General features: G+C 68.8%; 17 protein-coding genes and 1 pseudogene. 10 read left to right on the forward strand and 8 right to left on the reverse strand.

Annotation, left to right across the window (positions count from 1 at the left end; translation table 11 throughout):
* Nucleotides 1-845 precede the first annotated feature (845 nt).
* Nucleotides 846-1,532: an LLM class flavin-dependent oxidoreductase gene (locus ABZV91_RS16460; protein WP_355241764.1), complete on the forward strand. Its 687-nt coding sequence runs from the start codon at nt 846-848 to the stop codon at nt 1,530-1,532.
* On the opposite strand, the gene ABZV91_RS16465 is transcribed toward ABZV91_RS16460, so the two are convergent.
* A complete protein-coding gene (locus ABZV91_RS16465; protein WP_355241767.1) occupies nt 1,481-1,846 on the reverse strand; it encodes a DUF4345 family protein in 366 nt (121 codons plus the stop codon). The two genes, ABZV91_RS16460 and ABZV91_RS16465, sit on opposite strands and share 52 nt — an antisense overlap.
* Nucleotides 1,847-2,143: 297 nt before the next feature.
* Between ABZV91_RS16465 and ABZV91_RS16470 the strand changes: the two are divergent.
* Nucleotides 2,144-2,572 (forward strand): annotated as a pseudogene (locus tag ABZV91_RS16470) (alpha/beta hydrolase); the annotation flags it as partial.
* 266 nt (nt 2,573-2,838) lie between these two features.
* Here the strand turns inward: ABZV91_RS16470 and ABZV91_RS16475 are convergent.
* The 3 genes from ABZV91_RS16475 to ABZV91_RS16485 all read right to left on the reverse strand — a co-directional run bounded on the left by ABZV91_RS16475 (nt 2,839) and on the right by ABZV91_RS16485 (nt 6,932).
* Entirely contained in the window at nt 2,839-3,429 is a 591-nt protein-coding gene (locus ABZV91_RS16475) for a dihydrofolate reductase family protein (protein WP_355241770.1), read from the reverse strand.
* Nucleotides 3,430-3,729: 300 nt separating this feature from the next.
* Nucleotides 3,730-6,450 (reverse strand): AAA family ATPase, encoded by a 2,721-nt coding sequence (locus tag ABZV91_RS16480; RefSeq protein WP_355241773.1) that lies wholly within the window; start codon nt 6,448-6,450, stop codon nt 3,730-3,732.
* 89 nt (nt 6,451-6,539) lie between these two features.
* On the reverse strand, nt 6,540-6,932 hold the full coding sequence (locus tag ABZV91_RS16485; RefSeq protein WP_355241776.1) for a hypothetical protein: 393 nt from the start codon (nt 6,930-6,932) through the stop codon (nt 6,540-6,542).
* 197 nt (nt 6,933-7,129) lie between these two features.
* Between ABZV91_RS16485 and ABZV91_RS16490 the strand changes: the two genes are divergently transcribed.
* The 6 genes from ABZV91_RS16490 to ABZV91_RS16515 all read left to right on the forward strand — a co-directional run bounded on the left by ABZV91_RS16490 (nt 7,130) and on the right by ABZV91_RS16515 (nt 15,661).
* Entirely contained in the window at nt 7,130-9,856 is a 2,727-nt protein-coding gene (locus ABZV91_RS16490; RefSeq protein WP_355241779.1) for an AAA family ATPase, read from the forward strand.
* Between the two features lie 60 nt (nt 9,857-9,916).
* A complete protein-coding gene (locus tag ABZV91_RS16495; protein WP_355241782.1) occupies nt 9,917-12,610 on the forward strand; it encodes a LuxR C-terminal-related transcriptional regulator in 2,694 nt (897 codons plus the stop codon).
* A gap of 102 nt (nt 12,611-12,712) precedes the next feature.
* Nucleotides 12,713-13,129, forward strand: a complete 417-nt coding sequence (locus ABZV91_RS16500) for a nuclear transport factor 2 family protein (RefSeq protein WP_355241786.1) — start codon at nt 12,713-12,715, stop codon at nt 13,127-13,129.
* Complete coding sequence (locus tag ABZV91_RS16505; protein WP_355241789.1) at nt 13,126-13,989, forward strand: GDSL-type esterase/lipase family protein; 864 nt, start codon at nt 13,126-13,128, stop codon at nt 13,987-13,989. The genes ABZV91_RS16500 and ABZV91_RS16505 overlap by 4 nt, the downstream gene beginning before the upstream one ends.
* Nucleotides 13,986-14,675, forward strand: a complete 690-nt coding sequence (locus ABZV91_RS16510; RefSeq protein WP_355241792.1) for a hypothetical protein — start codon at nt 13,986-13,988, stop codon at nt 14,673-14,675. The genes ABZV91_RS16505 and ABZV91_RS16510 overlap by 4 nt, the downstream gene beginning before the upstream one ends.
* Nucleotides 14,676-14,857: 182 nt before the next feature.
* Nucleotides 14,858-15,661 (forward strand): SDR family NAD(P)-dependent oxidoreductase, encoded by an 804-nt coding sequence (locus ABZV91_RS16515; RefSeq protein WP_355241795.1) that lies wholly within the window; start codon nt 14,858-14,860, stop codon nt 15,659-15,661.
* A 404-nt stretch (nt 15,662-16,065) separates the two neighbouring features.
* On the opposite strand, the gene ABZV91_RS16520 is transcribed toward ABZV91_RS16515, so the two are convergent.
* Complete coding sequence (locus tag ABZV91_RS16520; RefSeq protein ID WP_355241798.1) at nt 16,066-16,617, reverse strand: DUF3558 family protein; 552 nt, start codon at nt 16,615-16,617, stop codon at nt 16,066-16,068.
* A 16-nt stretch (nt 16,618-16,633) separates the two neighbouring features.
* Nucleotides 16,634-17,263, reverse strand: coding sequence for a hypothetical protein (locus tag ABZV91_RS16525; RefSeq protein WP_355241801.1), 630 nt, complete (start codon nt 17,261-17,263; stop codon nt 16,634-16,636).
* A 260-nt stretch (nt 17,264-17,523) separates the two neighbouring features.
* Here ABZV91_RS16525 and ABZV91_RS16530 point away from each other — a divergent pair, with 260 nt between their 5' ends.
* Nucleotides 17,524-18,390 carry a serine protease gene (locus ABZV91_RS16530; RefSeq protein ID WP_355241804.1) on the forward strand — a complete coding sequence of 289 codons (867 nt, stop codon included), beginning with the start codon at nt 17,524-17,526 and terminating at the stop codon, nt 18,388-18,390.
* Between the two features lie 136 nt (nt 18,391-18,526).
* On the opposite strand, the gene ABZV91_RS16535 is transcribed toward ABZV91_RS16530, so the two are convergent.
* Together ABZV91_RS16535 and ABZV91_RS16540 are read right to left on the reverse strand one after the other, a co-directional pair.
* Nucleotides 18,527-19,837: a DoxX family protein gene (locus ABZV91_RS16535; RefSeq protein WP_355241830.1), complete on the reverse strand. Its 1,311-nt coding sequence runs from the start codon at nt 19,835-19,837 to the stop codon at nt 18,527-18,529.
* 154 nt (nt 19,838-19,991) lie between these two features.
* The gene (locus ABZV91_RS16540; RefSeq protein WP_355241807.1) at nt 19,992-20,621 is read right to left on the reverse strand and encodes a M15 family metallopeptidase; all 630 of its coding nucleotides are present in this window, start codon (nt 20,619-20,621) and stop codon (nt 19,992-19,994) included.
* A 152-nt stretch (nt 20,622-20,773) separates the two neighbouring features.
* Here ABZV91_RS16540 and ABZV91_RS16545 point away from each other — a divergent pair, with 152 nt between their 5' ends.
* The gene (locus ABZV91_RS16545) at nt 20,774-21,448 is read left to right on the forward strand and encodes a response regulator transcription factor (RefSeq protein WP_355241810.1); all 675 of its coding nucleotides are present in this window, start codon (nt 20,774-20,776) and stop codon (nt 21,446-21,448) included.
* Nucleotides 21,449-21,459: the final 11 nt, after the last annotated feature.

Below are 21,459 nucleotides of genomic sequence, written 5' to 3' on the forward strand. Positions count from 1 at the left end.
GCCGCGATCTGGCACAACCACACGATCGGCGCACCGGTCACCCGGTCACTGATCGCCTACGACCATTGACCAGGGTTTGGACTTACTCGTCTAGGGAACGAGCAGTGCGATCACGAGATCCAGCACCGTGCCGACGAGCTGCCCGACAACGCTCAGAAGCAACTGAACTCCTCACCGCGAACGAAGGCGCCGGGACGGCACTGCCATGCCCGGCGCGAAAGAAGTTGCCACATCGGAATGCCCGCCCCGGCCGTCACCGCGCGACGGTGGACCGGAGCGGGCACCCCACAACGAATTCGGCCGAACGGAAGAGCTCGTCAGGTGCAGTGTTCACGAGCACATCCGCCAGCGGAGCGTCCTACTCAGAAGAGGACGCCGCCGAGGCCGCCGACGACAGCGGCGAGGTTCGTGACGACGCTACCGACGAGATCCAGCAGACCACCGAGCAGTCCCATTTCCATCCTCGTTTCTCTGGTTTCGTTGTCCGCCCGGGCAGGCACCCGGACTCTTACGGTTGCGCTCTCACCCAAGCCCCCGACAGCCGATGGACGAGACCGAGCTCAGCGCCCGAACAGCAGTTATGGCTTGAAGCTATGAGACATACCACCTGGTATTCGGCGCCGGCCCAGAAATGGATGGGCGAAATGTGTAACGAATTCCGCACCTCGGACGATCGGACCGCCGCTCGCGCCCGTCGCTGCCGGTCCACGAGCCCCGTGACCGGCGACCCCTACGGCGTACCGGCCGATCCACGGTCCCGCGCGAACCAGGGGCCCGGGCCGTCACGGGCCCGACGCCGTAGGGTCGCGATACGGGCAATTCGTGTCCAGACCAGGAGTGGCGTGATGAAGATTCGATTCGGCGTCGGCACGGGCTCCGGCAGCCGTCCGGAGGAACTGGCGGAGTTGGTGGACCGGTTGGAGGCCGAAGGGATCGATTCGCTGTGGTTCTCCGAATTGATGAAGGTCGGGACATCGGTGGCCATCCTCCCCGGACGCCATCCTGTCCTGGTCGCGGAACAGCTGTCATCCCTGGCGGCGCTCGCGCCCCGGCGGGTGCTGCCGGTGTTCGGGTTGCAGCCGGCCACCCCGCAGGAGCGCGATCTGTTCCCGGTGGCCGGGCGGCGCGGCGACGTTTTCGACGAATTACTGCGGCTGCTGCGCGCCGTGCCCCGTGAAGACGATGTCGACTACGACGGCGACTACTTCACCGTGCGTGGGGCGCGGGTGGGCAGCCGTCCGGCCCGGCCCCTGGACATCTGGCTCGGCGGACGCGCATCCGCCGCGTTCCGGCGTATCGGCCGGTACGGCGACGGCTGGCTGGGCAGTTTCCTCACACCCGCCGAGGCGGCCGCCGGGGTGGCGGCGATCAACACCGAGGCCGCGGCGGCCGGGCGGGAGATCGAAGCCGATCATTTCGGGATCACGCTGCTGCTGGCGCACGACGGTATCCCGGCCGACCTGGCGGCGGCTATCACCTTTCAAGCCACCGCGACCAATGCGGCGGACGCGACCACCTCCACCCAGAAGTAGAACCAGATGGGATAGAAGGCGACCGAACTGTCCAGCACCCGGGAGACGACCCGGCCGGCCGCCATCCCGGCGAGCGCGACGGCCACCGCCAGCACCACGCCCCGGCCGAGTTCTCCGGAGGCCGGCGCCGCCCAGCCGAGCGCACCCGCGACCGCGAACCCGAATCCGCCGTAAACCGCGCGAATCTCGGAGCGCCCGGTGGCCGTGCTCACCGGAATACCGAAGGGCGCGGTCAGTTTCGCCGGCACGACGAGCGCGTAAAGACCCATCGCCGCGAAAAGGATTGCTGCCACGAGCAGTACCACCGGCCGCATCACTACCTCCACGAGTCGTCTACTGGTCGGCCCCATCATTCGCCCCGTCCGCCGGCCCGGCTTCCGGAAACGTGCTCCCGCCCACCACTGCGGCCGTCACCGGACGGTCACCGTTCGACCCACGTCTCGCACAGCCGCAGACTCGGCGACCGGGCGCAGCTCCTGCCCCGGCCAGCGGCGGGACGGGCCGGGGCGCTCATGGCTGCACCGATGACTTTCGGACGAATACGTCGTCGATCCCTTATGGGAACATCGACGGACAGGAGACCAGGAATGACGAGACCGCGTCGATCGGATATGACCTCGGTGCGGGCCAACGGCGTGGATCTGGGCATCGAGAGCTTCGGCCGCGAGGACGATCCGCTGGTCTTGTTGGTCGGCGGCACGACGATGTTGTCCTGGCCCGACACGCTGTGCGAGCGGCTCGCATCGGGCGGGCAGCGCACGGTCCGCTACGACCTGCGTGACTCCGGTGCGTCGACGACCCTCGACCCGGAGAACCCGGCATACGACCTGCGAGACCTCGCCACCGACGCGGCCGCGCTGGTCGGGGCGCTCGGCGCCCACACCGCCCATCTCGGTGGAGTCGGCGTCGGTGGAATGGTCGCTCAGGTCGCGGCGCTGGACCACCCGGAGGCATTCTCCGCCGTAACCCTCGTCGGCACTCGGCCGGTGGCTCCGGGTCCGGTCGACGAGGACCTGCCCGACCACGACCCCGCGGTCATGGCCACGCAGCCCGACGGACAGCCATCATGTTGCGGTGGGATGCCGTGACGGCCGGTCGGCTCGCGCCAAGTGGCCGTCAGTGGGAAAGCACCACTGGCTGCATGCTCCTGCCGGCGGCGCCGACTGTGTCCGGCCGAGAACCGGCGCTACGGCGCCGACAACCACCTCCACGGTGGCCCCTCTCGGCGATAGCGCCGCTGGTCCGGGGCATCGACGACGATGTACAGCCCTGCGGCCGGGCTGGTCAGGCGACGGCCGCGAGCAATTCAGTACTCGAGCCCGGCCGGATTCGGCGCGGTGTTCTTCGGCGGGCCGTCGATGACGCGGGGCGCGTACTCGAGGAGTTGGAGGCAGCCGTCGAAGGTGCGGCTGGTGATCAGATCGAGGGCGAGGTCGGGGTAACCGTCGAAGATGCGTTCGCGGCCGGCGCTACCGGTGATGAACGGGAAGACGACCACACGGAAGCGGTCCACCACACCGGCCTGGAGGAGGGAGCGGCACAGGGTGAGGCTGCCGATGGTGCGCAGCGGGGTCGAACCGGATTTCAGCGTGCGGACGGTGTCGATGGCGTCGCCGGCGGCGAGTTCGGAGTTGGGCCAGGACAGCGGTTGTTCCAGGGTGGAGGAGAAGACGACTTTCGGGGTGGCGATCAGTGTGGCGATGCCGACCTCGTCGGCGGTGAATCCGGAGAACATCCGGTAGGTGGTCGCGCCCAGTAGGACGATCTGGTCGCGTTCGGCTTCTTCCTTGTTCCAGGCGAGATACTCGGGACCTTCGATACCCCAGAGCCCGGGCCAGCCTTCCGCCGCGGCGTACCCATCGAGCGAAATGATGAAATCAACTGTCAACGTTGCCATCTGGTACCTCTCTCGTCTCTGTGGTGCCCGCGGGTGGCGGCTGGTGCGTACGAACGGGGAAGCCCCGAGTCCATTCACCGTAGTCCGCCGGACGGTGGCCGGAAACCGGTGATTTCAACTGGCCCGGCCAACAACAGGTCGCCTTCTTGCGATTTCCGCCCTCCGATAAGTGGCCTGTACCGGCGTCGATGGCTGTCCGGTGGCGGTCGATTCGGTGCTTAGCCGGTAAGGGTGTCCTACTGACCTCCACGTATCGTCTGCGGGTCGGCTCGTCATCACCATCTCGGGCGCCGATACTCCTTACCGTTGCGCCGGGAGATGATGGCGGAGATCGCCGGTGAGCGAGACCCGGATGAGGTCGGCACGGGATCGCACACCCAATTTGGTGTAGATCTTCCGCAGATGGTAGTCGATCGTGCGCGCGCTGAGGAACATCTGCGCCGCGATCTCACGGTTGGTGAACCCGTCGACCACGGCCTGGACGATACGCATCTCCTGCGGCGTCAATCCGTCGGTCCGCAGCGTCGTCGCCGACGGCTCGACCCGGTCCCCGGCGGCACGCAGCTCCGCACGCGCGCGCTCCGTCCACGCTCCGGCCCCCAAAGACCGGAAGATGTCGAAGGCGGCACGCAGCGGGACCCGGGCCTGGGCCCGCCGCCGGCGGCGCCGCAGATACTCGCCGAACAACAGCTGCGTCCGGGCGTACTCGAACGGCAGATCACACTTTTCGTGCAGGACGAGGGCGCGGCGGAACTCGTCTTCGGCCGCGCCGGACGCCGCGAGCAGGGCCCGGCAGCGCGCCGCCGATGCCATGAGTTCAGGTGCGCGCGATGCCGCCGCCGCGGCATCGAGTGGTTCGAAGGCCGCGGCGGCCAGCTCGGGTCGCCGGGCGCGAACAGCGGCCTCCACCAGATCGGGTGTATAGGCGGGTAGAACCCCCGGATGCACGAACTCGCCAGGTGGCCGGAGATTGGTCAACGCCGCGGCCGGCCGGCCCGCGGCCAGATCGATCAGGCCGAGAGCGCGCCGCGCGGTGATGGCTACATCGGCGAGCCGCCGCGGTACTGCTTCCGCCAGTACCGCGTAGGCGAGGTCGCGCGCGCGCTGCTCATCCCCCCGGACGGCGGCCAGCAGCGCCAGCGCGCCGCGGTGCCAGCAGCTCGCGTTGGGGTGGCCGATCTCGTCGGCGATCCGGCGGCCTTCCGCGGCCGATATCTCCGCGGAGCGAAAACGCCCGGCGGCGATATCGTCACCGACCGCACGCTCGAGCGCCCACACGAGTATGCCCGCCGCGCCGAGCCGCCGGGCGGCGTCCACGGCCGCCCGGTTCAGCCGACGTCCTCGTTCGCGGTCGCCCAGCCCCCACAACAGACCGGATGCCCAGCAGAGCATGGCCGGATCGGTGAGCGATTCCACGAGTTCGCGGTCGCCGGGCACCAGCCCATCGGGTTTCCCGGCCCGCACCCGGCACGCGCCGCGGAACAGTCTGAGCATGGCGTCGTGGGGACCGTCCCCGGAGAGCGGCAATCGCTCGGCGATATCGCTGACCTCCGACCACACCGCGGGTAGATTCGCGTGAAAGCCCGCTTCGCCGAACAGCATCAGCATCGGAATCGACTGTCGTGGTTCGGCTTCCGTGAGCGCCGGAAGCAGCGGGCTCAGCATGGCCACCGCATCTTCCGGCAGGCCCGTATGCAATTCCATCGAAGCCCGCAACCAGATGATGCCGCGACGTACCGATTCGTCGGTCGACTCTTCCCGGTCGATGAGCGCGAGCATGGTCGCGGCCCGATCTGTATCGCCGCCGTTCCACCACGCGGCGGCCGATTCGAGATATCGCCGTGCCCGCCACGGTCCCCGGGTACTCAGCTCACCCGCACGCGCCAGGAGTACAGCGGATGTCGCCGAATTGACCCGCGCGGCGCGACCGGCCCGGCCGAGCTGCTCGGCGATCTCGTCGTCCGGGCCGTAGACCGACTGCCCGAGATGCCAGGCGCGGCGAGCTGCGTCCCCCGGCGCCGGACCCATCGCGTCGGCCAGTGCCCGATGCGCCTCGCGGCGCTCCCCTACGGTCGCGCCGTGGTAGACCGCCGAGCGGATGAGCGAGTGACGAAACACGATCGTCGTCGAGTCCGTCCGGACGAGTTCTCCCAGCCCGTCGAGTTCCTGGACCGCCGCCGCGCCGAACGCTCGACCGAGCAGCTCGGGCGAGAGCTGGCCGGCCACTGCGATCAGCAGCAGTAGCCGCTGCGCCGTCTGCGGATACCGCCGCACCCGTGCGAGGAATGCGCCCTGCAAACTGTCCGCCAGCGGTATGGGTGTGGACGGTGTCATACCGGTGGGAACGGCGTCGACCGGGAGTTCGACAATCGCCAGCGGATTACCTGCGGTCGCATCCAGAACAGCATCCTGCTGGGACGGTGTCAGATGTCGCCCGGTCTGTTCGATCAGCCGCCGCGCCGCCGTACGCTCCAGTGCGGCCAGCGGTACGTCGAACGCGCCGGCCGGCACGAGCGGCGGCTCCTCGGTCGCCCGCAACGCCAGCACCAGGGCAATGGGCTCGGTCCTGATCCGTTTCGCCACGAATTCCAGCGCATTGATGGAGGGCCGGTCGGCCCAGTGAATGTCATCGACCAGGCACACCACCGGCTGCTCACCGGCCAGTTCGGACAGCAACGACAAGGTCGCGAGGCCGATCAGGAAGCGATCCGGTGCCGGGCCCGCGGCGAGCCCGAAAACCGCCCCCAGGGCATCGGCCTGTGGACTCGGGAGTTCAGGTATCCGATCCAGCACGGGGAGCAGCAATTGGTGCAACGTCGCGTACCCGAAATCGGATTCGGGCTCCACGCCGGTCGCACGTAGTACCCGGGCGGCGGTAGCCCCTGCAGCGACACTGTCCAGCAGTGCAGTCTTGCCGATCCCCGGTTCCCCGTGCACGACGGCCACACCGCCGCGCCCCGCGAGTGCCTGCCGCACCAGGGCCGCCAACGCTTCCTGTTCCTTCTCACGACCGTGCAGCACCGACCGAGGCTAGCTCAGAACGGGACCGTCAAGGCCGCCACCTGCGGGAAGCCGGTCCGGGGCGGCGACCGCCGCCGGCGGGGCCGCGCTCAGGGCGCGGGCACCGGGGCACGACGCGAACGCCACCAGGCGACGGCGAAGGCCACCGCGAACGCGAGGTGCACGATCAGGAACAGTCTCGCCAGGTCACGGGCATCGCCGCTGATCACACCCCAGATATCGTTCACCGCGACGACACCGAAGCCGACCAGATCGGCCAGCAGCACGGCGGTGCGCGCCGTACCGGGTTCCGCCTTGCGCGATATCCAGTTCAGTACCGCGACACCGAGGAAGGGGCCGCTCAGCAACCGCAGAAGCGCGATCAGTTCCGGCGACGCGTCCTCGGGTACGGCACCGACGCCGAACTGCGCCGGTACCACCAGCAGGGCCAGACCGATGAGCGCGAGATAAGCGGCGGCGGCGATGAACAGGAATTTGGGCATCAGATCCACTTCCCGCGCAGACACTACACGGCGAACCACCGGGACACGGTCTGCGCTGAACTCGCCGTGCCCAACCGGCACAGCAAGCCATATTCTCGCCACCGCCGTGCACTTGTGAATCGGTGAAATCACCCGTCTACACACCCCTGGACGGCCGAGGCTACCGATCGCTGGCGTGCTTGTTCTCTAATAGCCGGATGGAGGTACTGCACGGCCGGAAAAAGGAGCAGGCACTACTGGCGGACCTGGTGAATCGGGCAATGGCCGGTGTCGGTGGCGCCGCGGTGGTGCATGGGGATCCGGGGATCGGAAAGAGCGCCCTGATCGATGAGGTCGTCCGCCGTATTCCGGCGGCACAGGTCTTCCGCGTCACCTGCGTGGAGCCGGAAGCCGAACTCGGATATGCGACGCTGCGCCGTCTCATTGCTCCCGCGCTGGACTCGATCGACCGGCTGCCACCGCCCCAGGCCGAAGCATTGCGAGCCGTCTCCGGGACGGCCGCGAGTCACCCTCCGAACCAGTTTCTCGTGGGTCTGGCGACCCTGTCGCTGCTCTCCGAGCTGGCCGGCGAGCAGCCGCTGGTATGCCTGGTCGACGATGCGCAGTGGGCGGACCGACCCTCGGCGCGGGTTCTCGATTTCGTGGCGCGGCGGCTGGAAACCGAACCGATCGCACTGGTGCTGGCCGCACGCACCACCGAACGCCTGAATATCGTGAGCGGGGTACTGGATATTCCGCTTACCGGCCTGGACCGGCAGTCGGCCCGGGCACTGCTGCTGGAACGCACCGGCGACGGGCTGTCCGCCGCGCAGCAGGAGACCGCGCTCACCGCGGCGGTGGGCAACCCGTTGGCCCTTCGTGAACTTCCGCTCACTGCCCTCTGCGCCGATGTGCTGCCGGATCCGCTGCCGCTCGCCGCCGAATTGCAGGACGCCTTCGCCCACCGTGCCCGGGACCTCGGCGAACCCGTACAAATGTTGCTGTTGCTGGTGGCGGTGGACGGTCACACCCGATCCGATGTATTACGCCGGGCCCTCGAGTCACTCGCTGTCCGATGGCCGGCCGGCGGAATAGACGAGGCCGGCGATCTGCTCATGGTCGACTCCACCTCGGCCGTGGCGTTCCGGCATCCCCTGATGCGGTCGGCGGTCTATCACGGCGCGGACCCGGCCCACCGCAGCCGGGCCCACCGCGCGATGGCCACCGCGCTGGACGGCGACCCCGGCACGGCCGACCGGCGGGCCTGGCATCTGGGGCAGGCCGCCGAGGGGGAGGACGAGGCGGTCGCCGGGGAATTGGAGCGGGCGGCCCATCGTGCCGCCCGGGTGAGCACGGCGACCGGGGCCGCATTGCTCGCCCGTGCCGCGGAGTTGAGTGCTGCCGGGCCGCGACGTGCGCAGCGCCGATTCGAATCCGCCGCCGCGTGGTGGGCCAGCGGGGATTTCGATCGCGCCGCCTCGATGCTCGCGAGCATCGAGAACGACCGGCACGCCGGGGAATCGCTGCGGTGGAATATTGTCTGGCTGCGGGCGTCGCTGGAATTGCACACCGGTGCTCCCGCCGCGGCACTGCCGATGCTGCGCCCCATCCTGTCGCGAGCGGCGGAGACGAACGGCCGACAGGCCCTTCCGCTGCTGGTGCTGTTCAACGAGGCATCGTTCTGCGCGAACGCCAACGCATGGTCGGAGGTAGCCGAAGCCGCCGAGCGGCTGAATCCGGTAGGTGACGGAATCGAGGATGTGCTCGGTCGGCTGTTCCGTGGCAGTTGCCGGGTGCGCGCAGGACGGGAGCCCGGGCTGGCACCCGGCGATCTCGATGTGGTGGAACAATTGACCGAACCGGCCTGGCTGTGGTGGGCCAGCGGGTTCATGCTCGGACTGGGACACAAGGACCGGGCGCGGCGGTTGAGCCGGCTGACATTGCATCACGCCCGCCGGTTGGGCGCCGTGGTGCTTCTTCCCTGGGCTCTGTGGCGAATGGCCGGCAACGATATCGAGGCCGGCCGCTTCCGCTCGGCGGCAGCATACACAGAGGAAGGACTTCGGATCGCTGAGGAGACCGGCCAGCTCAACGCCGGTCTGGCATTGCGCGGGTCGCTCGCCCTGCTGGCCGCGCTGCGTGGGGAGGAGGAACTGGCCGTGCGCCTCGCACGCGAGGTCGTCGCCGACGGTACCGCCCGGGGTATGATCGCGCCGGTTGTCACAGCGGGCCGTGCGCTGGGCATGATCGAACTGGCCGCAGGCCGCCCGGACCTCGCACTGGCGCATCTCGCTTCGCCGGGTGGCTCGTATCTCGGACTGGCCATGGTGAAGGTTCCGGATCTCGTCGAGGCCGCGGCGCAGGCGGATCGACCGGAACTCGCCGCCGAACCGCTCACCTCCTTCAACCGCTGGGCGGGTACGGCCGGCAAACCGGAGTTGAACGCACTGGCGGCCCGCTGCCGGGCACTTCTGGCCACCGGTAACAGCGCATCCGGTGAGTTCCGCCGAGCGCTGGCGCTGCACGCACAGGCGGACCAGCCGCTGGAACAGGCACGAACCCAGCTGCTCTACGGACGACACCTGCGCCGCGAACGCCGGCCTTCGCAAGCGCGGGAGCCGCTCCGGACCGCCCTCGAGGCCTTCGAAACCCTCGGTGCCCGGATATGGGCCGAATGCGCCCGGGAGGAATTGCGGGCCGCGGGGGAAACCCGCAAGGGTCCGATCACCGACGGCATTGCCGCGCTCACCGCTCAAGAAGCCGGGATCGCCGAGGCCGTCGCCGACGGTCTCACCAACCGTGAGATCGCCGGTCAGCTCTTTCTGAGTACACGCACCGTGGACTACCACCTACGGAAAATCTTTGCCAAGACCAGGGTCAGTTCCCGTGCCGAACTCACCCGGATCGTCCTGGGCGAGGGCCGGGCGCTCCGTGAAACGGACTGATCGAGGGCACCGGAATTCGCCACACCAGGGTCGTGCGGCACCCGTGGATCAGGAGACCAGGTGAACAGTTCACGAAGTGAATGGACCAGCTTTGTGGGCAGGGAACCCGAACTGGCGGAACTGAGCGGATTGCTGCAAAGCCGGCGCCTGGTCACCTTGACCGGTGTGGGTGGCTGCGGGAAGACACGCCTCGCCGGCCGGCTGGTCACCGACCTGCGGGAACTGTGGCCCGAACCTGCCGTGGACGTGGACCTCGGGCCACTGTCCGATCCCGAACTGTTGTGCGCCACGGTCGCCGCCGCGGCCGGTATAGCGCTGGAGCCGGGGGGAACCGGGTCCGCAGCCCTCGTGGCCGCACTGTCCCGGCGCCACCTGGTGTTGTGGCTCGACACCTGTGAGCACATGCTCGAGCCCGTGGCGGAGCTGGTGGCCTCGGTTCTCACGGAATGCCCCCGGATCACCGTTCTCGCGACTGCCCGGGAGCCGCTGGGCGTCGGCGGTGAGACGGTATGGCGGGTGCCACCGCTGCGCCCCGCCGAATCCGTGCGGCTCTTCGAAGACCGAGCGTGCCTGGTACTTCCGGATTTCGACGGCGCGCGGGACCCGGCGGGTGTCGGAGCGGTCTGTGCGCGGCTCGACCATCTACCGCTGGCCGTCGAACTGGCTGCCCCCTGGGTGCGCGCCCTGTCGCTGGCCCAGATCGCGGCGGGCCTGGACCACGCGCTCGAACTGCTCGTCTCGGGCCCTCGCGGTACCGCGCCCCGCCACCGGACGCTGCTGGCGTCCATGACCTGGAGCCACGACCTGCTCACCGAGCCGGAGCAGCGGTTGTTTCGCCGACTCGGGGTTTTCCACGGTCCGTTCACGGTCGAAGCGGCCGCCGCGGTGTCCGGCGACGACAGCACGACCGGGTCCTTCGGCCTCGCGTTGCGCGGGGTGACCAGACTGCTCGACACCTCGCTGCTGCTGACCGTGGAGGTGGGCGGTGAGCTGCGCTACCGCATGCTCGACACCGTCCGGCAATTCGCCCTGGAGCGGTTGGCGGCGGCCGCCGAAACCGAATCCGTACACGATCGGCACCTCGACTTTCACCTGGCCCTGGCCGAGCGAGCACAATCGGGCCTGGCCGAGGACCAGGATCGGTGGCGGGCCGAGCTCGCCGCGCACCGCGCCGATATCGCCACCGCCCTGGAGTGGGGATCGGTCCCGGACCGTCCGGGATCGGACCGCGGACCGCGGCTGGCCGCGGCGATGGCGGAGGCGTGGCTGGTCAGCGGCGAAATCGGCCGCGGCATCCGGGCGATCGACCGGGCCCTGGCGGTGTGCCCCGGCGACCAGACCAGCGTGATCGCGCGGCTACACACCGGGCGGGCGCTGCTGGCGATGGCCGCCGGACAGCTTCCGGAGGTCACGGCGGCGGCCGGGCGCGCCGCCGATTATCGGGAGACGCGCGCCCGCTGTCTCGCCGCTTCGGCGTTCGCGCACTTCTTCGTCGACTTCGGTGAATGCGCGTCCACTGCGGCGGCCGCCCGGGCCCAAGCCACTGAGGTCGGCGATGTGTTCGCGGCGGACTGGGCGGGGGTACTGGAGGCATACTCGCTGGTAACTCGGGGGCGCAATGACGAAGCCGAAGCCCTCGCCGGAAGGGTCACCGAACGCGCCCGGCGCCGCCGCGACCGGTTCTGCGGGGGTTTCGCCGCCGGGGTGGCGATCTACACCCGAATGACCCGTGGCCGCGTGGCCGCGGCGGTGGATTCGGGCCGCCGCGCGATCGAACTGGTCGCTCCGCTGGGTGACTACTTCGCAAATGGGACGCTGTCCGGCAACACCGCGCATGCCCTGGCGGTATCCGGTGATCTCCAGGGCGCCCTGCGGCTGTTGGAGCCGGTGGTGGACGCGCTGGGCCGGAGCCGTGAGGCCGACGCCGTCGGCTTCGTGGTGCCGCTGGGCCTCACACATCTGTGGCTCGGCGACCACGATGCCGCGCTCGGTTGGTTCCACCGCGGCGTGGCGCGGTTACAGGAGCGGGATCGGGATTGGACCGCGGCCCGGTGCATCCCCGGCCTGGTGAGTGCGCTACGCCGGAGCGGCCGCTCGCGCGAGGCCGAACAGTGGGCGGTGCGCGGGCACCGGTTGCTGAGCGATTTCGGTGCCCCGTTCGAGCTTGCCGACCTGCTCGACGAACACGCCCGGCTGGTCCGTGCCGACCTCGCGCGGGCCCGCGAGCTCCATCTGCGGGCGCTGGTGATCCGACGGGACACCAAGATTTCGCTCGGCAACGCGACCACACTGGACGGGCTCGGCGATATCGCGTACGCGGCGGGCGATACAGACGAGGCCGTCCGGCTCATCGCGATCTCCGACCGGATCCGCTCGGAGATGGGGCACCCGCGGCCGCCGCAGGACGCGCAATCGCACGCCGGCCTGCTCGCCCGCATGCGCGGCGATATCGGTACGGCGGCGTTCGAACGGATCCATGCCGGAGCCTGGCAGGCGGACACCGATCTCGTAGTCCACGCGCTGGTCCGCGGCCGGGGCCCGCGGGGTCCCGCGACCGGTGTTCTGGGGGCGCTCACCCCCACCGAACTCGATGTCGCGACCTTGGCCGGGCAGGGGCTGAGCAATCCGCAGATAGCGAACCGGCTCTATATGAGCCGCAGCACGGTGAAGGCCCATCTGGCGCGTGTGTACGCCAAGCTCGGAGTGCCGAACCGGACGGCCCTCACCGCGCTGCTACACGGGCACGACCGCTGACCACCTCGCCCGGTGGCCGTGGCCAGGTGGCCGATGCTTCCGGAGCAGGCCGGGCGAGATGGTCGAGAGGTCAGACGATCCATCGACAAGTGGAGAACGATCATGGGTACCACCGAGGATGTACTCGCACTGGGCCGGCGCTGGGCGGCCGCGGAACTGGGCGGTGACGCCGCCGAGCTGGACCGGCTGGGCACCGACGATTTCACGCTGGTGGGCGCGGCCGGATTCGTCCTGGACCGTCGGCAGTGGCTCGGGCGGTTCGGGACCGGCGGGCTACGGATGGAGCGGCTGGACTGGACGTCGGAGTCGGTCCGGGTCTACGGCGACGCGGCCGTCGTGGTCGGCATCCAGGAGCAGCAGGCAACATTCGCGGGTGCCCGCGCCGACGGCCGGTTCCGGGTGACCCATACGGCAGTACGGCAGGACGGCGACTGGCGGCTGGCCTCGATCCAGTTCAGCCCGCTCGGTGGCCCCGGCCCGTTCGCCGCGGCCGAGCGGCAGGAGGTGGGCACCAGATGAACAGCAGTCCGGCCGTCACCGGGGAACGTTCCCCGGCCGGGGCGGCGTCCCGGTTCCTGCAGTACACGCACCTGGACAAGATGTACGGATACCTGCCCGGTATGCATGCGGCGCAGCCGGCCATCTTCGGTCTGGATCCGGCCGAATACCAGGCACTGCGTGAGGGATTCGCGGCGGCCGCGCGAGCAGGGGCGCAGCAGTTGCTCACAGACACCGAGGCGGCCGCGAGGGTCGATCGGTGGTCAGCGGCGGGCCCAAGCACGGTACTGGTGGCCGGTGACAGTCTCACCGACGACCTGCAATCCTGGGTCGAGATCCTGCGGGCAGCGCTCGACCTGCGCAGTTCCGGCCATACCGTGCAGTTGGTGAACCACGGGCTCTCGGCGCACACCACCGCCATGATCGCCCGGTCGTGGCCGGCCACACTGACCGTCACGAAACCGGATGTCGTCGTCTGCGCGCTGGGCGGCAACGATGTGACCCGGGTAGGGCCGGACCCCCGGAAAACCCAGGTGAGCCCGGCCGAATCGCTTGCCAACCTGGCGGAGTTGCGGCGGATCGCGCAGACCCTGGTATCGCCGCACTGGATCTGGGTCACCCCGGCGCCCGTCGACGAGGTCCGGGCCGGCGCGTTTCCGGCATTCCGGTTCGGGCAGTCCTCGTGGGCCAATTCGGATGTGCAGCAGCTCAGCGAAGGGATTCATGCCCTCGGTGGGCCGGTGGTGGATCTGACCACCGTCCTCGGTGTCCCCGCGGCACCCGAGCTGGTGGGCGAGGACGGCGTCCATCCGACGCTTGCCGGCCAGATCGAGATCGCCCGCGCGGTACTCGGACCGCTCGCCCAGGATCCGGGGCGGTGATCGGGTTGACCGCACCTGCTCGCACAAGGTCCGACGATGCCCGCGGCACGGACCGCGGGCCTCTCGTCGCCCTCGGCTCGTTCCTCGCCTTGTTCGCGCTGTCCGTGGCCGTGCCGTCGCTCGCCGGCGCGGGGACCATGCCACCTCCGGGCTCCTCCACCGCCGACTTCCGGCAGTGGGCCGACCACCACATCGCGGTGATCTCGTCCGGAGCGCTGATGGTGGCGGCCGCGGCGGCGCTGACAGGCGCGGGTGTATACCTCGCGCGCCGGTTGGCGGTGGTGGCGCCGTCGGCGTGTGGGCCGCGCCTGGTCCGGATATCGAGTGCCGCGGCGGCGACAACGCTCGCCGCGTGCGGCGTATGCGTCGGAGTTCTCGGGGCACGGAGCACGTCGCTGTCCGCGGATACAATGGAAACGCTCGGCCGTGCGGCCTTCGCGCTCGGCGGCCCAGTGCACACACTGCTACTGGGCGGAGTGGTACTCGGCTGGGCGCTCGTCCTCGACCGGGCCGGTACCGGCAGGCGGGCGGCGATCGTCCTGGGTACGCTCGCCGGGCTCGATCTCATCGGGGCGGCGGCACTGTTCTCCGACGAACTCATCGTGCTCGTACCGATCGGCCGGTTCCCGACAATGCTGGGGCTCGTGGTCGGCTCCGTCCGGTGGCTGCCGCGGCGCGAGTCGTAGCCCGGACCGGCCACGGCTCGCCCGCGGTCCGTCCGCTCGAATCGCGGTAGCGCCGGCCGGGCGGGTATCTCCTGGTTTCCGCCCGGCCGGTCGTGGATCGGCCACCCCGCCATCCGAGGTCCGCGCCCAGAATGGCCAGGTGGCCGATGCCCGGGACCGGCCCCCGCGGGCAGGCTCTCGGTATGAACGCTTCTCCTACCGGCACCGACGGCGAATTCACCGGCCAGGTCGTGCTGATCACCGGCGCCGGCCGCGGTATCGGCGCGGCCACCGCTCGCGCCTTCGCGGCCGCCGGCGCACACACCGTCCTCGCGGCCCGCGGCGAAGCCGCGCTGCACGCCCTATCCGACGAGATCACCCGCAGTGGCGGCTCCGCGTACGTCATCCCGGCGGATGTGGCCGATGAAACCGCGGTCGCCCGGCTCGTCGAAGGCACCGTCGCCAGGTTCGGCCGGCTCGATATGGCCGTCAACAATGCCGCCGCGCACGGCAGCCGCCCGACGCCGCTGGTATCGATGTCTCCGCAACAGTTCGACACCACGATCGCGGTCGGCCTGCGCGGGGTCTTCCTGTGCCTGCGCGCCGAGATCGCGGCCATGACCGCGGGCGGCAGTATCGTCAATGTCGCCTCGACCGCCGCCGACCAAGGTATTGCCGGGCTGGCCGACTATGTGGCCGCCAAGCACGGCGTGATCGGCCTGACCCGCACCGCCGCATTGGACCACGCTGCCGACCGTATCCGCGTCAATGCGGTCCTGCCCGGGCCCATCCGCACCGACGGTCTCGAACGTGCCGGTGCCGGCGCCCGCGCCGCGGTCGCCGGCACCCTGCCGCTGCGACGTCTCGGCCGCCCGGACGAGGTCGCCCGGGCGATCCTGTGGTTGTGCGGGCCCGCATCGGAGTTCGTCACGGGTACCGGCCTGGTGATCGACGGCGGCCGACTCGCCGGTACCCCGTCCTTCGCAGGGACAACTCCTCCCCCGTAATGCCGCAAACCTCGGCAGTTCGTGGGCCCGGCCCGGGAATCACCAGCGGCCGCGAGGTGGATGTGCCGACTGCACATCGTCTTTTCACGCAGTCGGCGCGAGCCGGGTCGAGATGCTCGGTGGCCGGCGGGTGAGGCCACCTGTGGTGACGCGATGCGCGCCCAGCTCGGCCATGGGAGCGCGGACAGACACGGTGCGCATCGGCGTTCGCCGGCAACACAACCCGGCACCGCGTGCCCGGTAAGAGCCACCAGCGACGACCGAAGCGCCGATTGCCGGTCCGAACCCGGTGCATCCGGGCGCGACTCATTCGTTGCGAACGACGCTGCCTGCGCAGCGTGGCGCGCTGCTATCGGTGGACTCCGCACCCGTGCGGCGGGAAGCCGGCGTGCGCCGTCCGAACCTCAGGGCAGCGCCGGTGCCACCAGCGCCGCCAGATCGGCCGCCAACCTACACGCCAGCTCCTCATCACCGCCGACGGCCGTACTGTCGACCCGCGACGTCTCCGTCACGCCGAGGCCGACGCCGCATCCACCGCTCGGGGCGAAGAAAGTCACCGCCTCATGGCCACCGACCATCTGAACCGGCTGGATGTCCTCGCCGACGATATCGTCGAGGCCGCGCGTGGGGAATATTTCGACCGATACGGTGTAGCTCTCCGTGAGAGTCGGGCCCTCGTGCCGGTAGCGGCATACCGTGGCCGCGCCGATCTTCTTCTCCTTGCCGTCCGTCAGCCCGAGTGATGCGAGCCCAGGGCCATCGACCAATTCGCAGGGCCGCAGTGTGGCGAGCCCACTGCCGTCCGGAGGCCGTCCGGTCGCAGCTTCGGACGACGACGGCGTCGCGATCGCGATCGTCGCGGGGCCGGCCACATCGTCACCGGCCGTCGCGGTGCCCTGGATTCGATCGGCGCAGCCCGTGAGAAGAGCAACGATCACGACCGCCGCCGCGGGCAACACGCCAGGCTTCGGTTCACATCGCCACACACCAGGCTCCGCCCAGGTACTCGAAGTGCAGTGGGATGGGCTGATCCATAACACCTTCGACGGTGATATCGACCATGGCACCGTTCCGGGAGAGCAGCGCTTCACCGACAACGGCGGTCGCTTCGCCGGCGAGCGCGTCGTACATCGTGCCGGGATCGGCCTTGGAACACGTCAATGCCGTCGCCGCGGCCTCGTCGGAGGCATTGACCGCGTCGGTGTAGGCACGGGCGGTGGCCAGCAGCGTCGTTTCGTCGCCGGTTGCGGGGGAAGGACTCGTGTTGGACACTGCCGACGGAACGCCGGTTCCCCGGCTTTCCCTGCCGGTATCACCGCCCGTGACGAGGATCCAGGCCGTGAGCCCGATGACGAGCGCAAGCACCGGGATGACCACGAGCGCGATGATCAGCCCTCGATTACTCTTCGGTGGCTCCCCGGGCGGATATGCGGGCCACTGACCGTACTGGTTCGGCGGGCCCGGCTGCGGGGGCGGTGGGTAGGTCATGAACTGGCTGTCCGATCGTATGGAGCCGCGGTCTCGTAGCCGGATCAGGTCGATCCGGCGACGGAGAAAGCACATTATTGCCGATTTCGCAATCTTGCGAATCAGTGAAACCACTGGTTGTCGCGCTGCCGGCGACGCAGCGGTGCACACGCCCGCAGATACCTGGACATGGCGGCGGCATCGAGCGGGCAGGGTCCGCGTCGCAGCCGGTGACCGGTGATCTCGCTGATCCGATCGCCGGATCTCCGAGCTTACGATCATGCCCGGCCACGCCTCGGCCCCACAAGTATCCGTGAAATCAAGGCGTGGAACAGATTTCGAGCCTGGACGGCGCGGGGCCGCGTTCGGCAGAATCGCGATGCAAGGGGAATCCTATGAGACGGAACGGTTTCGGCCTCGCAGTGGCCGCGGCGTTGATGGTGTGGACATTCAGCGGCCCGACAGCCCCGGCGACGGCTGAACCACCACCGCCACCGCCCTCCCAGGAAGTGGATCCCATGGTGGTCGGAGGAGAAGAGGCGACCGTTCCCTGGGCCGTGTCATTGCAGAGCCTGAACGCCTCCGGCGAGGGATACCACGAGTGCGGCGGAACGCTCGTCGCCGCGCAGTGGGTGATGACGGCGGCACATTGCGAACCGTATATCCACGGCAAGGCCCGGGTAGGTTCCCTGCAATGGAATTCGGGCGGCCAGGAAACCGAAGTCGCCGAGGTGATCCAGCACCCCGAATATCAACCGGGCGGACATTTCGGATACGACATCGCGCTGGTGCGGCTTGCCAAGCCCGTCGGCGACACACCGTATCCACTCGGTGTCATGGGCGGAACAGGTTCCACCGCGCTCACCGCAGGATGGGGCACCACCTGCGATATCGATATCAACGATCCCGCCTGCCGTGAAGCCACTCCGGTCGATCTGAGGCAACTCGAGATTCGCCGCGTCCCCGCTCAGGACTGCAAACTGTTCGATGCGAACAACGAGAACCTGTTCTTCGAAAAGACCATGATGTGTTTCGTCGCGGCCAGCGGCGAAGCAGAGGGCCCGTGTTTCGGCGACAGCGGATCACCGGTGTTGCAGTATGTGGACCGGACATGGCGAGTGGTCGGAATCCATATCGCCGATATGGATTCGACGACCGCGCATCCGAACCTGTGTTCCACCGCGCCGGGTGGTGGAACCAACCACGCGGGCGCGACCAACCTCGAGCCGTTCATTCCTTGGATCGAGAAAACAATCCGGTAGGCAGCACGTCAGCTCGGGTCGGTGGGGCCGGCGATGCGCTCGGAGCGCAGCCGGTATCCGGAGGGAAGTGGCCTGGTCCGGGAGCGGTGGGGGCGCTCCCGGACAGCGGCCTCACCATCCCGTACGGTTATCACGGTCAGCGGTAGTACGGGTAATCCTGCACCCAGTGGAATCCGCGGCTGCGCAGGGTGAAGCTGTTCGGGTCCACCCGCTCGAGGCCAATCGTCACCGGACGGCCGTGCAGTGTCCCATGTAGCGACAGCCGGTCCGGGTCGGGTCGCTCGACAGACAGCGTCGCGAAAGGCGGCCGGCCGTCGGTCTTCCTGCTGGCGGCTATCCCGCCGGTCGTACCGGCCGGGGCGGTGAGTTCCAACTGTGCGCCGGGCCGGAAGTCGGCGCGGACCGGCACCAGTTCACCGTTCATCCGCTGGTAGGTGGCATCCTGGGGGTCGTCGAAAATCAGCTTTTGCCAGCGAAAAGTATCTGTCGTCAGCGGCGGCACCGGCTGCCCGTCGACGGTGAAGTCCTGAACCTCCCAGATGCCGTACAGCTCGGACTTGGGGCTGTCGGGGCCGTATTGCTCATTCCAGACGGTCCAATGGGTCCAACCGCCTCCCACCGCGATGTAGAGGCCGAGGGCCACCTGCAGCCAGGCTGCGACGCGGTTCCCGCGGTCGCTGGTGAACAGCGCGGGTTGCGTCAGCGGTGCGCACCCGCGTTGCCGTACCAGCACATCGCCGAGGCGCGGGAGGTACGTGGCGAGTAAGACCAGGCCGGCCAGCAACAGATGGAACGAGAGCAGCTTCACCCCTATATCGAAGGTCATGTTCGAGAGGAAGACTTGAGCCATGCTCAACACGCTCACCACCGCACCCAGCAACGCTGTCCGGGGCACGAACAGCAGCAGCCCGGCCACCACCTCCACGGCACCGAGAGCCATCCCATAAGGAGGGGAGCTGCCCACTTGCAGCCACAGCACCGAGGACGGGCTCAGATCTCCGTACGGCTGCAACAGCTGCGTCAGTGTGGGACCGGGCATCTGAGTGGGGATCAGCTTGGCCAGCCCGTACGACAGCATCTGCGCGCCCACACACAACCGCAGAAACAAGACGAACCATGCCCGCAGCCGGGGGTACGACGTACGACGATCGAGGGCGGTCCACACCGCGGTCGCCACGACCGCAACGACCAGGACGCAGAACGCCAGCACCCAGACCGCTGCCTGATCTCCGGAACCGGAGTCCCTGTGCAGCACCGCGTCGACGCCGAAGAAGGTCCTGCCCACCCAGCCGGTGACCGGATCGGTCACCGATAGCGCCCCCCAGCGCGTGACGTCTCCGCCGATCACGCGGCGGAGGACACCCAGCAGCAGAACCAGGCTCTGCGTGGCGAGCAGGAAATACAAGCCGAAATAGACGACGCAGAACCGGAACGCGATCCGCGTCATCGGATGCCAGGCGGCCGGAGCTGTGACGGTACCGGCGCCGGCGCGTGTCTCCGCCTGTGGATCGATCACCGCGACACCGCCCATTACGACCACCACCCGCAACGGCACACGCCGATCTCGGTTCCCACGGGCCGGAGTATGACGGGCAATCTGGTCATTGCTGTGTCCTCGGGTCTTCGGTGGGGTCGGCATACTGGGGCGGGCAACCGTGATCGGCAGCTTCGGGACGGAGTTCGTAATGCCAGGGTTCGTTGCGGTAGATCTGGCACAGCCCATACCCGGCGCCGTGTTCGGACAGCCATGTCGATGCTTCGGAGGGACCGATATCGACCGCGTCGCCCGACACATGAGCAGACTTGTCAGGGGCGGCCACCCAGCGCGCCGCTTCCTCTGCCGAGCCGTATTCCACGACCGCCTCTCGGAGCAATTGCCCCTGGTATTGCGCGGAACGCCAGCCGCTGTTGACAACGAACTGTATTCCGTCTTCTGCGGCGTCGGTCGCGGCCTGGCGCAGGGCACCGAGCAGATCGGGCCGGAGGTTGGCCACGGCCGGAATTTCGTCGTCGAAGACCGTCACGCCGAGCGGGACGGCACCCTCGGTGACGGTGCCGCCGGACCGCGTCGCACGCTCCGAGGCACCCCTTCGACGCGGGGACTGTGGATCTGCCGCACCCGATGAGCCGCGGTCGTCGTCGTGCGCGATAACATCGGTCGGTGCGGTCGAGGAGGGGCGGGATACCAGGTGGACGAGAGCACCGATAGCGACCGCACCGACGACAACCATAACAACGAGGGTGGCCGGTCGGATTCGGCGAGGCGCTGCTCGTACCGGTTCGTAGAGCGACATGTCACCAGTCAAGACAACCAGGCGTTGCCACCACGTATGCGTTTTTCGATATACCGACGATATGCACCGGCTCGTAGCATTGTGACAATATGCGAGTACTGATCGTAGAAGACGAGCCGTACCTGGCGGAAGCAGTACGCGACGGCCTGCGTCTGGCAGCGATCGCCGCCGATATCGCCGGGGACGGCGGCACCGCCCTGGAGCTACTGAGCATCAATTCCTACGACATCGCCGTCCTCGACCGTGACATCCCCGGACCTACCGGAGATGAGATCGCTCAACGCATCGTCGCCTCCGGCAGCGGTATGCCGATCCTGATGCTGACCGCTGCCGACCGGCTCGACGACAAGGCGACCGGGTTCGGCCTCGGTGCCGACGACTACCTCACCAAACCGTTCGAACTGCAAGAGCTCGTACTCAGGCTCAGAGCACTCGACCGCAGACGGGCCCATTCCCGACCGCCCGTACGAGAAGTCGCCGGACTGCGTCTGGACCCGTTCCGCCGCGAGGTCTACCGCGAGGGCCGCTATGTCGCGCTCACCCGGAAACAATTCGCTGTGCTCGAAGTGCTCGTCGCCGCCGATGGTGGTGTCGTCAGCGCCGAAGAGCTGCTGGAGCGGGCCTGGGACGAGAATGCCGACCCGTTCACCAACGCCGTGCGCATCACCGTCTCGGCATTGCGCAAACGCCTCGGTGAGCCCTGGGTCATTGCCACCGTGGCCGGCGTCGGCTACCGCATCGACACCGGGTCCGGCAGGAATTGAGGAGGAGTTGC

It is taken from the genome of Nocardia sp. NPDC004568 (assembly GCF_040609955.1).
Classification (GTDB): Bacteria; Actinomycetota; Actinomycetes; order Mycobacteriales; family Mycobacteriaceae; genus Nocardia.

Coding starts and splice junctions, on each gene's coding strand:
- ABZV91_RS16530 (WP_355241804.1), top strand. CDS start 17,524: ATGAGACGGAACGGTTTCGGCCTCGCAGTGGCCGCGGCGTTGATGGTG.
- ABZV91_RS16490 (WP_355241779.1), top strand. CDS start 7,130: ATGGAGGTACTGCACGGCCGGAAAAAGGAGCAGGCACTACTGGCGGAC.
- ABZV91_RS16505 (WP_355241789.1), top strand. CDS start 13,126: ATGAACAGCAGTCCGGCCGTCACCGGGGAACGTTCCCCGGCCGGGGCG.
- ABZV91_RS16500 (WP_355241786.1), top strand. CDS start 12,713: ATGGGTACCACCGAGGATGTACTCGCACTGGGCCGGCGCTGGGCGGCC.
- ABZV91_RS16540 (WP_355241807.1), bottom strand. CDS start 20,621: ATGGTTGTCGTCGGTGCGGTCGCTATCGGTGCTCTCGTCCACCTGGTA.
- ABZV91_RS16485 (WP_355241776.1), bottom strand. CDS start 6,932: ATGCCCAAATTCCTGTTCATCGCCGCCGCCGCTTATCTCGCGCTCATC.
- ABZV91_RS16535 (WP_355241830.1), bottom strand. CDS start 19,837: ATGACGCGGATCGCGTTCCGGTTCTGCGTCGTCTATTTCGGCTTGTAT.
- ABZV91_RS16475 (WP_355241770.1), bottom strand. CDS start 3,429: ATGGCAACGTTGACAGTTGATTTCATCATTTCGCTCGATGGGTACGCC.
- ABZV91_RS16545 (WP_355241810.1), top strand. CDS start 20,774: ATGCGAGTACTGATCGTAGAAGACGAGCCGTACCTGGCGGAAGCAGTA.
- ABZV91_RS16515 (WP_355241795.1), top strand. CDS start 14,858: ATGAACGCTTCTCCTACCGGCACCGACGGCGAATTCACCGGCCAGGTC.
- ABZV91_RS16465 (WP_355241767.1), bottom strand. CDS start 1,846: ATGCGGCCGGTGGTACTGCTCGTGGCAGCAATCCTTTTCGCGGCGATG.
- ABZV91_RS16460 (WP_355241764.1), top strand. CDS start 846: ATGAAGATTCGATTCGGCGTCGGCACGGGCTCCGGCAGCCGTCCGGAG.